This is a genomic window from Janibacter melonis (genome assembly GCF_003721155.3).
GTDB lineage: Bacteria > Actinomycetota > Actinomycetes > Actinomycetales > Dermatophilaceae > Marihabitans > Marihabitans melonis.
Map to the genome: position 1 here is coordinate 1,377,251 of NZ_CP044548.2, position 12,450 is coordinate 1,389,700.

General features: G+C 74.5%; 13 protein-coding genes. 5 read left to right on the forward strand and 8 right to left on the reverse strand.

Going from position 1 to position 12,450, the window contains the following annotated elements:
- Nucleotides 1-87 precede the first annotated feature (87 nt).
- Both EEW87_RS06480 and EEW87_RS16950 read right to left on the reverse strand, forming a co-directional pair.
- Nucleotides 88-2,289, reverse strand: coding sequence for an ATP-dependent DNA helicase RecG (locus EEW87_RS06480; RefSeq protein ID WP_123093291.1), 2,202 nt, complete (start codon nucleotides 2,287-2,289; stop codon nucleotides 88-90).
- 4 nt (nucleotides 2,290-2,293) lie between these two features.
- On the reverse strand, nucleotides 2,294-3,976 hold the full coding sequence (locus EEW87_RS16950; RefSeq protein WP_240341666.1) for a DAK2 domain-containing protein: 1,683 nt from the start codon (nucleotides 3,974-3,976) through the stop codon (nucleotides 2,294-2,296).
- A gap of 196 nt (nucleotides 3,977-4,172) precedes the next feature.
- On the opposite strand from EEW87_RS16950, the gene rpmB reads away from it, so the two are divergent.
- Nucleotides 4,173-4,367 carry a 50S ribosomal protein L28 gene (gene rpmB, locus EEW87_RS06490; RefSeq protein WP_068274554.1) on the forward strand — a complete coding sequence of 65 codons (195 nt, stop codon included), beginning with the start codon at nucleotides 4,173-4,175 and terminating at the stop codon, nucleotides 4,365-4,367.
- 265 nt (nucleotides 4,368-4,632) lie between these two features.
- Here the strand turns inward: rpmB and thiL are convergent, their stop codons facing one another.
- A complete protein-coding gene (gene thiL / locus EEW87_RS06495; RefSeq protein WP_240341667.1) occupies nucleotides 4,633-5,643 on the reverse strand; it encodes a thiamine-phosphate kinase in 1,011 nt (336 codons plus the stop codon).
- Between the two features lie 108 nt (nucleotides 5,644-5,751).
- On the opposite strand from thiL, the gene EEW87_RS06500 reads away from it, so the two are divergent.
- The gene (locus EEW87_RS06500; protein ID WP_068274551.1) at nucleotides 5,752-5,985 is read left to right on the forward strand and encodes an Lrp/AsnC family transcriptional regulator; all 234 of its coding nucleotides are present in this window, start codon (nucleotides 5,752-5,754) and stop codon (nucleotides 5,983-5,985) included.
- Entirely contained in the window at nucleotides 5,982-6,470 is a 489-nt protein-coding gene (locus tag EEW87_RS06505) for a DUF3515 family protein (protein ID WP_224767050.1), read from the forward strand. The genes EEW87_RS06500 and EEW87_RS06505 overlap by 4 nt, the downstream gene beginning before the upstream one ends.
- Before the next feature lie 4 nt (nucleotides 6,471-6,474).
- Here EEW87_RS06505 and EEW87_RS06510 read toward each other — a convergent pair whose 3' ends face one another.
- The gene (locus EEW87_RS06510) at nucleotides 6,475-7,602 is read right to left on the reverse strand and encodes a D-alanine--D-alanine ligase family protein (protein ID WP_123093292.1); all 1,128 of its coding nucleotides are present in this window, start codon (nucleotides 7,600-7,602) and stop codon (nucleotides 6,475-6,477) included.
- 58 nt (nucleotides 7,603-7,660) lie between these two features.
- Here EEW87_RS06510 and EEW87_RS06515 point away from each other — a divergent pair, with 58 nt between their 5' ends.
- Entirely contained in the window at nucleotides 7,661-8,779 is a 1,119-nt protein-coding gene (locus EEW87_RS06515) for a trans-sulfuration enzyme family protein (protein WP_123093293.1), read from the forward strand.
- Between the two features lie 115 nt (nucleotides 8,780-8,894).
- Here the strand turns inward: EEW87_RS06515 and EEW87_RS06520 are convergent, their stop codons facing one another.
- Nucleotides 8,895-9,890: an NAD(P)H-dependent glycerol-3-phosphate dehydrogenase gene (locus EEW87_RS06520; RefSeq protein WP_123093294.1), complete on the reverse strand. Its 996-nt coding sequence runs from the start codon at nucleotides 9,888-9,890 to the stop codon at nucleotides 8,895-8,897.
- Nucleotides 9,887-10,660 carry a lysophospholipid acyltransferase family protein gene (locus EEW87_RS06525; RefSeq protein WP_123093295.1) on the reverse strand — a complete coding sequence of 258 codons (774 nt, stop codon included), beginning with the start codon at nucleotides 10,658-10,660 and terminating at the stop codon, nucleotides 9,887-9,889. The genes EEW87_RS06520 and EEW87_RS06525 overlap by 4 nt, the downstream gene beginning before the upstream one ends.
- 84 nt (nucleotides 10,661-10,744) lie before the next feature.
- On the opposite strand from EEW87_RS06525, the gene EEW87_RS06530 reads away from it, so the two are divergent.
- A complete protein-coding gene (locus tag EEW87_RS06530; protein ID WP_123093296.1) occupies nucleotides 10,745-10,954 on the forward strand; it encodes a hypothetical protein in 210 nt (69 codons plus the stop codon).
- 59 nt (nucleotides 10,955-11,013) lie between these two features.
- Here EEW87_RS06530 and EEW87_RS17135 read toward each other — a convergent pair whose 3' ends face one another.
- Together EEW87_RS17135 and leuD are read right to left on the reverse strand one after the other, a co-directional pair.
- Complete coding sequence (locus EEW87_RS17135) at nucleotides 11,014-11,685, reverse strand: HU family DNA-binding protein (protein WP_123093297.1); 672 nt, start codon at nucleotides 11,683-11,685, stop codon at nucleotides 11,014-11,016.
- A 171-nt stretch (nucleotides 11,686-11,856) separates the two neighbouring features.
- Entirely contained in the window at nucleotides 11,857-12,450 is a 594-nt protein-coding gene (gene leuD, locus EEW87_RS06540; RefSeq protein WP_123093298.1) for a 3-isopropylmalate dehydratase small subunit, read from the reverse strand.

Below are 12,450 nucleotides of genomic sequence, written 5' to 3' on the forward strand. Positions count from 1 at the left end.
CGGCGCGCGCTCCCACCTCGGTCCGCGCCCGGACCTCTCCCCCGGTGACGACGGGGCCTGCTCGAGGGCTCTCGGGCGAAGGGGAGGTCAGGACTTCTCGAGGTAGGCGGTGCGCTCCTCGTCGGCCCAGCGGGCGACGGCGGCGGCGAGCTCGGGGTGCGCGGAGAGGTCGGGGTCTGCGGCGAGGACGACCTCGACGTCCTCGCGGGCGGCCTCGATGAGGTCCTCGTCGCGCAGCAGCGACAGGTGGCGCAGCTGCGAGCGGACCCCGGACTGGGCGGTGCCGAGCACGTCGCCCTCGCGGCGCTGGGCGAGGTCGACCCGGGCGAGCTCGAAGCCGTCGGAGGTCGAGGCGAGGGCCTGCAGACGCTCCTGCGCGCTCTCGGCGTCGGAGCCGGTGACGAGCAGGCAGACCCCGGGGTGCCCGCCGCGCCCGATCCGGCCGCGCAGCTGGTGCAGCTGGGAGATGCCGAAGCGGTCGGCGTCGAGGACGACCATCGTGCTCGCGTTCGGCACGTCGACGCCGACCTCGATGACCGTCGTCGCGACGAGCACGTCGATCTCGCCGGCGGCGTAGGCCGACATCACCGCGTCCTTCTCCTCCGGGCGCATCCGGCCGTGGAGGGCCGCCGTGCTCACCCCGGCGAGGGCGGGCACCTGGGCGAGCAGCTCGAGGGTGCCGGAGACGTCGGCAAGCGGGCGGGGCGCGTCGTCGTCCGGCACGCGCTCGCCGTCGGCCTCGTCGTCCGCGACCGGCCCCTCGCTCAGCAGGTCCACGCCCTCCTCGACGTCGTCGTCGCCGCCGATGCGCGGGCACACGACGAAGGCCTGACGGCCGGCGGCGACCTCCTCGGCGATGCGCTCCCACACCCGCTGCACCCAGCGGGGGTTGCCGGCGGGCACGACGTGGGTCGTCACCGGCTGGCGCCCGCGGGGCAGCTCGCGCAGCGTCGAGGTGGCCATGTCGCCGAAGACGGTCATCGCGACCGTGCGCGGGATGGGCGTCGCGGTCATGACGAGGAGGTGCGGCGGGTGCTCCCCCTTCGCCCGCAGCGCGTCGCGCTGCTCGACCCCGAAGCGGTGCTGCTCGTCGACGACGACGAGCGCGAGGTCGTCGAAGGTCACGACGTCCTCGAGCAGGGCGTGGGTGCCGACGACGATGCCCGCGGCACCCGTCGCGATGTGGATGAGCGCCTCGCGGCGGGCCTGGGTGCTCATCGACCCGGTGAGCAGCTGCACGCGGGTCGCGTCCTCGGCGCCGCCGAGCATCCCCGCCTCGGCGAGATCGCCGAGCATGCCGCGGATCGTGCGCTCGTGCTGCACCGCGAGCACCTCGGTGGGCGCGAGGAGCGCGGCCTGGCCGCCGCTGTCGACGGCGGCGAGCATCGCGCGCAGCGCGACGACGGTCTTGCCCGAGCCGACCTCGCCCTGGAGGAGGCGGTGCATCGGGGTGTCGGCGGCGAGGTCGGCGAGGACGGCCTCGCCCACCTCGCGCTGGCCCGCCGTGAGCTCGAAGGGGAGCCGCTCGTCGAAGGTGGCGAGGAGCCGCCCGTCGGGTCGCCGGGCCCGGGTGACCTCTGCCGCCCGCTCGGCCCGGCGCATGCCGAGCAGGCACTGCAGGACGAAGGCCTCCTCGAAGCGCAGCCGGTGCCGGGCTCGCTCGACGTCGTCGAGGGTGTGCGGTGCGTGCAGCGCGGTGAGGGCTTCGAGCCGGCCGAGCAGGTCGCGGCGCTCGCGGACCTCGTCGGGCACCGCGTCGACGACCTCGTCGAGGTGCTGCAGGACGACGCGCACCGCGGCGGACACGCCCCACGACTGCACCCCGGGCACGTGCCGGTAGATGGGGATGAGCCCGCCCTCGTCGACGGCGAGGTCACCGAGGGCGTGGAGCGCCTCGATGCTCGAGTACGCGGGGTGGGCCAGCTGACGCCGTCCGCGGTACTCGCCGACCCGCCCGGCGAAGAGGAGCGTGCGGCCGACCTGGAGCTCCTTCTCATGGCCGTAGGCCGAGAAGAAGGTGACGTCCATGCGGCTGCGCCCGTCGGTGATGACGGCCTCGAGCATCTTGCCGCGGCGCGACTTCATCGTGCGCGTGGTCGCCGACTCCACGGTCGCGACGGCGACGAGGTAGTCGCCGACGGCGGGCGCGCCGAGGTCGGCGACGGTCGTGCGGTAGCGACGGGGCGCGAAGTCGAGCAGGTCACCGACGGTGACGATGCCGCGGTGCTTCTCGAGCTTGCTCGCGGCGGAGCCGACGAGCCCCTTGAGGCGGGTGTCCTCGGTGGTCACCGGCTCACTCGACCCCGACGAGCAGCGGGTAGGCCGGCTGGCCGCCGTCGACGACCTCGACCTCGACGCCGTGACCGAGCGCCTCGGCGGCCGCGCGGGCCGCGGCGACGAGCTCGTCGTCGGCGTCCTCGCCGACGACGAGGGTGACGAGGTCGGCCCCCGAGCCCGCGAGCCGCGCGACGACCTCGGCGGCGACCGCGCACAGGTCCTGGCCGACGATGGCGATGTCACCGGCGACGACCCCGAGGGCGTCGCCGACCTCGCACGGCCCGCCGCTCGTCAGACCGGCCTTGACGGCGGTCGTCACCGCGCCGTGGCGGGTCGCCGCGGCGGCCCGGGTCATCGTCATCTCGTTGTGGCGGGCGTCGGCGCCGGGGTCGTAGACCGCGAGGGCGGCGAGCCCCTGGACGGCGGTGCCCGACTCGACGACGTGCACGTGCTGCCCCTCCTGGCCGGCGGCCTGGGCGCACGCCCTAGCGGCGAGCACGGTGTCGCGGTCGTTGGGCAGGAGGATGACGTCGCCGGCACGGGTCTCGCGGACCGCGTCGAGCAGCTCACCGGCCGAGGCCCGGCGACCGGGCCCGGAGCTCACGACCGAGGCACCCACCTCGCGCACGAGCGCGGCGATGCCCGGCCCGGCGGCGCACGCGACGACGGCCAGGCCGACCCGGGGGTGGGGGCGCATCGCGTGGACGAGCGGGGTCACCTGGACCTCGCGGGGCGGGGCGACGGCCAGCCCGGCCTGCAGGGCCGCGCCGATGTCGTCGGTGTGCACGTGGACCTTCGTCGTCGTGCCGTCGCCGCTGAGCACGACGCTGTCGCCGAGCGCGTCGAGGGCGCAGCGCAGGTCGTGCAGCGCCTGCTCGTCCTCGCTGTCGAGCAGGTACATCACCTCGAAGGCCGGCCCCTCGGCCGCCGCGGGGCCACCGGCCTCGGCGGGCACGGGGCGGGTGACGGCTCCCCCTTCGCCCGTGGACCACTCGGGCCGGCGGCGCAGGTCGAGGTTCATCGTGAAGTCGTCGACCTCGTAGCGGTCGAGCGGGGTGTGGTCGCGCACGACGCGGTCGAGGGCCTCGAGGAAGAGCAGGTAGCCCGCGCCCCCGGCGTCGACGACCCCGGCGGCGGCGAGGACGGGCAGCTGCGACGGGGTCGCGGCGAGCGCGTCGCGGGTGGCCTGGACCGTGCGTTCGGTGAGGGTCGGCAGGTCGGCGCCGTCGGCGGCGGCTGCTGCAGCCGCCTCGGCGGCACGGTCGGCGACGGTGAGGATCGTGCCCTCCTGGGGGCGCACGACGCTCTCGCGGGCACGCCGGGCGGCGGCCCCCAGCGCCCGGGCGAGCAGGGGCGCGTCGGCGCTCGCGGTGCCGGCGCCGGAGAGCTCGTCGCTGATGCCGCGGATGAGCTGGCTGAGGATCACCCCGGAGTTGCCGCGGGCGGAGAGCATCGCGGCCCGCGACATCGCGGCGGCCTCGCCCGGCAGGTCGACCTCGCCGAGCACCCCGCGGGCCTCGTGGTCGACGCGCACGGCGTCGAGCGCCTGGTCGAGGGTGAGGTACATGTTCGTGCCCGTGTCGCCGTCGGGCACCGGGAAGACGTTGAGCGCGTCGATCTCGGCCCGCCGCGCGGCGAGCGCGGCACGGGTGACGACCGCCCAGCGGCGCATGGCGGCGGCGTCGATCGCGGTCAGCACTCTCGTACGCTAACGGAGAGGACCGTCGCCGCGACCCCATCCGCAGCGGTCCGCGTGCCGTGCGCCGGAGCCGTTTTGGTCGCGCACGCACTGCTCGGCTACGCTGGACCGGTTGCCTGGAGCCCGACCACCTCGTGATCACGCGGCCCCGGCAGCACCACCGACACGTACGCATCATCGATCGAGGAGAACACCCGTGGCTGCCAACTGCGACGTCTGCGGCAAGGGCCCGAGCTTCGGGCACTCCATCTCGCACTCCCACCGCCGCACCAAGCGACGCTGGAACCCGAACATCCAGCGCGTCAAGGCTCTCGTCGGTGACGCCGGCAAGACCCCCAAGCGTCTCAACGTCTGCACCTCCTGCCTCAAGGCCGGCAAGGTCAAGCGCTGACCCGCTGAGCACCTGACGGGCCGATCACCTCTTCGAGGTGGTCGGCCTTCGTCGTCCCCTCCGCGGCGTCGCCTGGTCGCCCCACCCGCCCCGTCGCCCCACGTGCCCCAGGTTTCTCGGGTCACCCGATAAACCCCCGCTCTGCACGAGTAAGAAACCCGCGCGAACCAGGGGTAAGTCGTGCTGAGCACCGGCGAAGGGGGATCCAGCCCGGTCCCGCAGCCCCGGCCGCGGTCTGCGGCATCCCCACCGGCGCGAAGGGGGATCAGCCGGCGAAGTGGTCCCACCCGGCGACCTCGTGGGGCACCCCGTCGAGCAGGACCGGCGCCCTCGATCGCTCGACGACGCGGCCGACCACGCGCCACGGGGCGCCCGTCGTCGGCAGCCGGGACGCGTCGGCGAAGCAGGCGAGCAGCGCGTGCTCCTCTCCCCCGCCGAGCACCTCGCGCAGCGCCGCGTCGGCCCCGAGGACGTCGAGCAGGTCCCCGTGCGTCTCAGCCCGCAGCGCGGCACCGTCGAGGTCGACGCTCACGCCGCTCGCCCGGGCCAGGCGACCGGCGTCGCGCACGAGCCCGTCGGAGACGTCGAGCATGGCGCTCGCGCCCGCCCGCGCCGCCTCCGCGCCGGACTGCCACGGGCAGTGCGGTCGGCGGTGCGAGGAGCGCAGCCGGTGGGCCGCCTCCGGGGCCTGCCTGTCGGCCGCCGCGGCCAGCTCGGCGTCGAGGTAGAGCCGCAGCCCCGCCCCCGACCGGCCGAGCGTGCCGCACACGGCGACGACGTCGCCGACGCGGGCACCGCTGCGCCGCACGGGAGCCCGACCGCCGAGGTCCCCGAGGACGGTCATCGCGAGGACCACGCTGCCGGCGGCCGCTCCCGACAGGTCACCGCCGAGCACCGGGGTGGCGCTCTCGCGGGCCGCGGCGGCCACCCCTTCGGCCAGCCCGAGCACCCACTCCACCGGGGTGGCGGGGTCCGCGCTCAGCGCGAGGAGCAGACCCGTCGGGCGCGCCCCCATCGCGGCGACGTCGGCGACGTTCTGCACGACGAGCTTGTGCCCGACGTCCTGCGGACTCGACCAGTCGTCGCGCCAGTCGACACCGAGGACCATCGAGTCGGTCGTCGCGACGACCGACCCGGACGGCGCCTCGACGACCGCGGCGTCGTCGCCGGGCCCGACGGGCACGCCCGGCGCCTCGTCGTGGAGGAGCACCGGCAGCAGCCGGGCGAGCACGGCCTCCTCGTCGAGGTCGGCCAGGCGCAGCGTCGGGTGGTCCACCCCGCCACCATCTCACCGACCCGACCGGCGCGAGAGCGCTGCCGTCGGCTACCGTCGGCGCAGGTGCCCGGAGCGGCCGCGCGCACCGCACGGGCAGCAGGGAGGGACATGGTCCAGGCGTACGTCCTCATCCAGACCGAGGTGGGGGTCTCCACCCGCGTGTGCACCGACATCGCCGAGCTGACCGGCGTCGTCGAGGCGCACGACGTCACCGGCCCCTACGACGTCGTCGCCCGCGTCGAGGCCGAGACGATGGCCGACCTCGGCCGGCTCGTCCTCGCGCAGCTCCAGCAGGTCCCGGGCATCACCCGGACGCTCACCTGCCCCATCGTCCACGTGTGAGCGGCCCCGACCGCACGGGTCGCGACCGGCGACCTCTGCTCGCCGGGCTCGTCGTCCTCGTCACCGCGGGCCTGGCCCTCGGCGTCCTCCTCACCCGGACCGGGCCCGTCGACGTCGCGATCCCCGACGGCGGCGACGACCCGGCCTGCCTCGACGCCGGCACCCGCTGGCCCCTCGAGGTCGCCGGGGAGGACGAGCGCGACACCGACCCCGCCGGCACCGCGGTGCACGCGTGGGGCGACCCCGCCGTCATCGCCCGCTGCGGCCTGCCGGCCCTCGGGCCGACCACCGAGCAGTGCATCAGCGTCGACGGCGTCGACTGGGTGGCCCGTGAGCTGAGCGACGGGACCGCGCTCACGACCTTCGGGCGCTCGCCCGCGATCGAGGTGCTCGTGCCCGACGAGGTCGGTCAGGCCCCGCTCGTCCTGCCGGCCTTCGCCGACGCGGCGAAGGCGCTGCCCACCAACGGGCGGCAGTGCGACTGAGCGCTCAGCGCAGCCCGACGGGCCGCTCGAGGGCCAGCTGGACGAGCTCGTCGATGAGGTCGGGGTAGGCCAGGCCGCTCGCCTGCCACATCCGCGGGTACATCGAGTGGGGGGTGAAGCCCGGCATCGTGTTGATCTCGTTGATGACGACCTCGCCGCGGTCGGTGACGAAGCAGTCGACCCGCGCGAGCCCCTCGCACGCCAGCGCGTCGAAGGCCTCGGCCGCGAGCCGGCGCACCTCGTCGCTCACCTGCTCGCTCAGCTCCGCCGGGCAGGACAGCCGCACCGCGGACTCGTCGAGGTACTTGGCCTCGAAGTCGTAGAAGTCGTGCCCGTGCCCGGACTCGACGACGATCTCGCCGGGCAGCGAGGTCCGCGGGGCGTCGAGCCCGTGCCCCTCGAGGACCGCACACTCGATCTCTCGGCCGACGATGCCGGCCTCGACGATGACCTTGAGGTCGTGCTCGCGGGCGGCCTCGATCGCCGCCTCGAGGTCCTCGGGGCGCTCGACCCGGCTCACGCCCATCGAGGACCCGGCGCGGCACGGCTTGACGAAGACCGGCCACGACAGCGCGCCGACCGCGTCCATCGCGGCGGCGGGGTCGGCACGCCACTGCCGGTCGGTGATCACCGTGTACGGGCCGACGGGCAGCCCGGCGCCGGCGAAGACGACCTTCATGTAGTGCTTGTCCATGCCCGCCGCGGAGGCGAGGACGCCCGACCCGACGTAGCGCACGTCGGCGAGCTCGAGCATCCCCTGGAGGGTGCCGTCCTCGCCGTACGGGCCGTGGAGCAGGGGGAAGACGACGTCGACCTCGCCGAAGGCCTGGGGCGGCTGCCCCGGCGCGTGCACGGAGAGGGTGCGGTCGCCGACCGAGGTCGACAGCGCGACCTCCGTGCCGGCGTGGACGACCTCGGGGGTGTGCCCGGGCACGAGGCGCAGGGGCTCGGGGTCGTCGTCGACGAGCACCCAGGACCCGTCGCGGGAGACCCCGATCGGGACGACGTCGTAGCGCTCGCGGTCGATGGCCGAGAGCACCCCCGCCGCCGTCGCGCACGACACGGCGTGCTCGGACGATCGGCCGCCGAAGACGACGGCGACGCGGGGCTTGCGGGGCTCGTGAGTGGTCATCGTCCACGACTGTAGTGCGCCCGGCTCGCCCTCCCGCGCTGCGGATACCGTGTCGCCCATGACGAGCGAGCAGCCCACCGGAGCCGACGGTCACGCGACCCACGCCGGCTCCCCCTTCGCCCCGGCGACCCAGGTCGTCGCCCTCGGCCGGCCCGACCGGGCACCGGGCGCCCCCCTCGCCGTCCCGCCGGTCTTCACCTCGACGTACGCGGCCGACGGCCCCGTCAACTACGCCCGCGCGGGCAACCCGACGTGGAGCGCGCTCGAGGACTCGGTCGGACCGCTCGAAGGGGGCGACGCCCTCGCCTTCGCGTCCGGGATGGCCGCGGTGGCCGCCGTCCTCTCGCTCGTGCCGACGGGCGGCACCGTCGTGGCCCCCTTCGCCGCGTACAACGGCGTCGTCGTCAGCCTCACCGAGGCGCAGGAGGCCGGGCGCCTCGCCGTGCGCTGGGTCGACGTCACCGACGCCGAGGCCGTCGAGGCGGCCCTGCCCGGCGCCGACCTGCTGTGGCTCGAGTCGCCGACCAACCCGCTGCTCGACCTCGCCGACGTCGAGCGGCTCGCGCACGCAGGCCGGGCGGCCGGGGCGGTCGTCGCGGTCGACAACACCTTCGCCACCCCGCTGCTGCAGCAGCCGCTCGCCCTCGGCGCCGACGTCAGCGTGCACTCGGCGACGAAGTACCTCTCCGGGCACTCCGACGTCATCCTCGGCATGACGATCACCGGCACCGACGAGCGCGGCCGTGCGCTGCGCGACCGGTTGGCCCGCCACCGCCTGCTCGGCGGCGCGATCCCCGGCCCGATGGAGGCCTGGCTCGTCCTGCGCGGCCTGCGCACCCTCGCCGTGCGCCTCGAGCGCGCCTGCGAGAACGCCGTCGAGCTCGCCGCCCGCCTGCGCGAGCACCCGTCCGTCACCCGTGTGCGCTACCCCGGTCTCGGCGCGATCGTCTCGGTCGAGACCGTCGGCGGGGCCGAGGGCGCGGAGCGGGTCTGCGCGGGCACCCACCTGTGGTCGCACTCGACGAGCCTCGGCGGGGTCGAGAGCCAGCTCGAGCGGCGCCGCCGCCAGCCCGGCGAGCCCGAGTCCACCCCCGTCGACCTCGTGCGGCTGTCCGTGGGCATCGAGGACGTCGAGGACCTCTGGCGCGACCTCGACGCCGCGCTCCGCCTCGCCTGAGCGCCCCAGCTTTCCCGCCCAGGGCGGGAAAGCTCGACCTCGGGCAAGAACATTTCTTTCCCGAGGTCGCATGTTCCCGCCCTGGGCGGGAAAGCTGTGACAGGGCGAGGGGGGGTCAGTCGGTCTCGGGCTTGCGGGCCCGGGAGAGCAGGGCGTGGACGACGTCGGGCACCGAGATCCCCTCGTGCACGCACGCGCTCACCTGCTCGATGATCGGCACGTCGACGCCGTGGGCGCGGGCGAGGTCGAGGATCGAGGAGCACGACTTCACCCCTTCGGCCGTCTGGCGCGTGTGCTCCTGCACCTCGGCCACGCTCATGCCGCGACCCAGCCCCACCCCGAAGGAGTGGTTGCGCGACAGCGGCGACATGCACGTCGCGATGAGGTCGCCGACGCCGGCGAGCCCGGCGAAGGTCCGCGCGTCGGCCCCGAGCGCGACGCCGAGCCGCGTCATCTCGGCCAGCCCGCGGGTGATGATCGAGGACTTCGTGTTGTCGCCCAGGCCCATGCCCTCGGCCATGCCGACGGCGAGCGCGATGACGTTCTTCACCGCTCCGCCGACCTCCGCGCCGACGAGGTCGGTCGAGGTGTACGGGCGGAAGTAGCTCGTCGCGCAGGCCGCGGCGACGAGGTCCGCCGCGCCCTGGTCGGGGCAGGCCACGACGGTCGCCGCCGGCTGGCGCTGGACGATCTCGCGGGCGAGGTTCGGCCCGGAGACGACGGCGATGCGCTCGGTGGGCACCCCCCCGACCTCGCTGATGACCTCGCTCATCCGCTTCGTCGTGCCGAGCTCGACGCCCTTCATCAGCGAGACGACGACGCCCTGGCTCAGCACGTCGCCCCACGCCCCGAGGTTCTCCCGCAGCGACTGGCTCGGCACGGACAGCACGACGACCTGCGCGCCGTCGGCCGCCTCGGCCGGGTCGGTCGTCGCCGAGATCGACTGCGGCAGCTCGTGGTCGGGCAGGTAGTCCTCGTTGCGCCCGCGGTTGATCTGCGCGACGAGCTCGGGGCGCCGGGCCCAGATGCTCACGTCGTTGCCGCCGTCGGCGAGCACCGTGGCGAAGGCGGTGCCCCAGCTGCCGCCCCCGAAGACCGCGACCTTGCTCATGCTGCTCCTCCTGAGTCGAGCCGTCCGCGCGCGTGGCGGTAGTCGCCGGTCGTCGCGATGCCGTGGGCCTGGGGGTCGAAGCGCACCGCGGGCGCCCGCTCCCCGCGCAGCTGCTCCACCTCGTGAGTGATCGCCGCCATGATCCGGTCGGTCGCCTCCATGACGACGACCGTCGTGAGGTCGCGCTCGTAGAGGTCGCTGAGGTCGACCGGCGGGCCGAAGCGGATGTGGGTCGTGCGGCGCGGCAGCAGGCGCGGGACCTTCGCGTACTGCGGCAGGATCGCCTGCGGCCCCCACTGGGCGATGGGGATGACGGGGCAGCGGGCCTCGAGCGCGAGCCGCGCCGCGCCGGTCTTGCCGCGCATCGGCCACTCGTCGGGGTCACGGGTCAGGGTGCCCTCGGGGTAGATCGCGACGCACCGGCCCTGCTCGAGCGCAGGGACGGCGTCGCGCAGCGCGGACGCGGCGTCGTGCCGCTCGCGGTAGACCGGCACCTGACGGGCCTGGCGCATGATCGGCCCGAGCCACCACGACTCGAAGAGCTCGCTCTTGGCCATGAAGGTCGGCGCGATCCCCTCGTCGTAGAGCGTGTGCGCCCACGGGAAGGGGTCGAGATAGGAGATGTGGTTCGGCGTCACGAGGAAGCCGCCCGACCTCGGCACGTGCTCCAGCCCGGTCACCGAGTACGGCGTGAGCGCGCGCAGCAGCGGGCGCAGCACGGTGGCGACGAGGCGGTACATCCACGGCACCTGCGTGCGGTGCTCGGCCACGGCGCCTCCTGCTCGACCTCGTCGTCCCGCCCGCCGACGTCCGGTCGGGCTGCGGTCACCATAGCCAGGATTAGGGTTGCGGCCATGCAGGCCACGGTTTTCTCGAACGACGCGGACGGCGTCGTCCTCGTCACCGACACCGGTCGCCGGCTGCGCGCGCCGTTCTCGGCCTTCGCGGGCAGCGGCCTCATCCACGTGCGACCCGGTCAGCGGCTGTCGGTCGAGCTCGGTGCAGACGACCAGGTCAGCCGCGCGCGGGTCGTCGGGATCGGCGAGGGCGAGCGGATCGACTGAAGACGCCGCACGCCCACGACCGGGGGTCGTGGGCGTGCGCGGGTCGGGGCGAAGGGGGATCAGCTCGCGCTCTTCTTCGCGGCCTTCTTCGCCGGCGTGCTCTTCGCCGTGCCCGACGAGGTCTTCTTCGCCGGGGTCTTCTTCGCCATGCTCGACGTGGTCTTCTTCGCCGTGCTCGTGGACGCCGTCTTCTTCGACGCCGTGCTCTTCGACGCCGTGCTCTTGGCGGCCGTCTTCTTCGCCGGCGCGCTCTTGGCTGCCGCGCTCTTCGACGCCGTCTTCTTCGGCGCCGTGCTCTTCGACCCCGTGCTCTTCGACGCCGAGCTCGTGGCGGCGGACGAGCGCCGCGCCGCGGCCCCTCCCCCGAGGCCGGCGACCTTCGCCGCGGTGTCGACCGCCGAGGCGACCGTCCCGGCGGCGGCCCGCGCGACGGCCGGAGCAGCCTTGGGCAGCGAGGTCGGGTTGGCGACGTAGCCCTTGAAGCTCGTGGCCGCCTTGAAGCGCGGGACCGAGGTCTTCGGGATCTTCACCGGCTCGCCGGTCTGCGGGTTGCGCCCCGTCCGCGCGGCCCGCGCCGCCTTCTCGAAGGTCCCGAATCCCGTGATCGCGACCTTGCCCCCCTTGCTCACCTCGCGCACGATGGCGTCCAGCACCGCGTCCAGCGCGTCGGTGGCGGCCTTGCGGCTGCCGAGGCTGGCCTCGATCGACTTGATGAGTTCTGCCTTGTTCACGTTCGCTCCACAGGTACGTCTGCGCCGGGGTCCCCGGCAGGTGGACGACCGGGCGACGTTGCCCGGTCACCCCCGACGGTAGAACGCGTGGCGGCCCGCCGAGGCGGCAACGAGCAGACTGGGTGGGCGAATTCGTCACCGGGCGAAGGGGGTTCCCCCTTCGCCCGGGTCTCAGACCGGCTGGGTCGTGGGCTTGAAGGCGGGCCGGCCGGCCTCGAAGGCGTCGATGTCCTCGGCGTGCGAGAGGGTGAGGCCGATGTCGTCGAGGCCCTCGAGCAGACGCCACCGCGTGTAGGCGTCGACCTCGAAGGGGTAGACGCTCTCGCCGGCCGTCACGGTGCGGGCGGTGAGGTCGACGGTGATCTGCGCACCGGGCTCGTTCTCGAGGTACTTCCACAGCAGCTCGACGTCGTCCTGGCTGACGATCGCGGTGAGCAGGCCCTGCTTGCCGGAGTTGCCACGGAAGATGTCGGCGAAGCGGCTGGAGATGACGACGCGGAAGCCGTAGTCCATGAGCGCCCACACGGCGTGCTCACGCGAGGACCCCGTGCCGAAGTCCGCGCCCGCGACGAGGACCGAGCCCTGCGCGAAGGCCGGCTGGTTGAGCACGAAGGTCTCGTCACCGCGCCAGGCGGCGAAGAGCCCGTCCTCGAAGCCCGTGCGGGACACGCGCTTGAGGTAGACGGCGGGGATGATCTGGTCGGTGTCGACGTTGCTGCGGCGCAGCGGGACGCCGACCCCGGTGTGGGTGGTGAACTTCTCCAT

Bases quoted from the DNA above. Each gene is read 5' to 3' on its own strand.
- leuD (WP_123093298.1), bottom strand. From the start codon at position 12,450: ATGGAGAAGTTCACCACCCACACCGGGGTCGGCGTCCCGCTGCGCCGC.
- EEW87_RS06530 (WP_123093296.1), top strand. From the start codon at position 10,745: ATGCAGGCCACGGTTTTCTCGAACGACGCGGACGGCGTCGTCCTCGTC.
- EEW87_RS06500 (WP_068274551.1), top strand. From the start codon at position 5,752: ATGGTCCAGGCGTACGTCCTCATCCAGACCGAGGTGGGGGTCTCCACC.
- EEW87_RS06520 (WP_123093294.1), bottom strand. From the start codon at position 9,890: ATGAGCAAGGTCGCGGTCTTCGGGGGCGGCAGCTGGGGCACCGCCTTC.
- EEW87_RS06515 (WP_123093293.1), top strand. From the start codon at position 7,661: ATGACGAGCGAGCAGCCCACCGGAGCCGACGGTCACGCGACCCACGCC.
- EEW87_RS06510 (WP_123093292.1), bottom strand. From the start codon at position 7,602: ATGACCACTCACGAGCCCCGCAAGCCCCGCGTCGCCGTCGTCTTCGGC.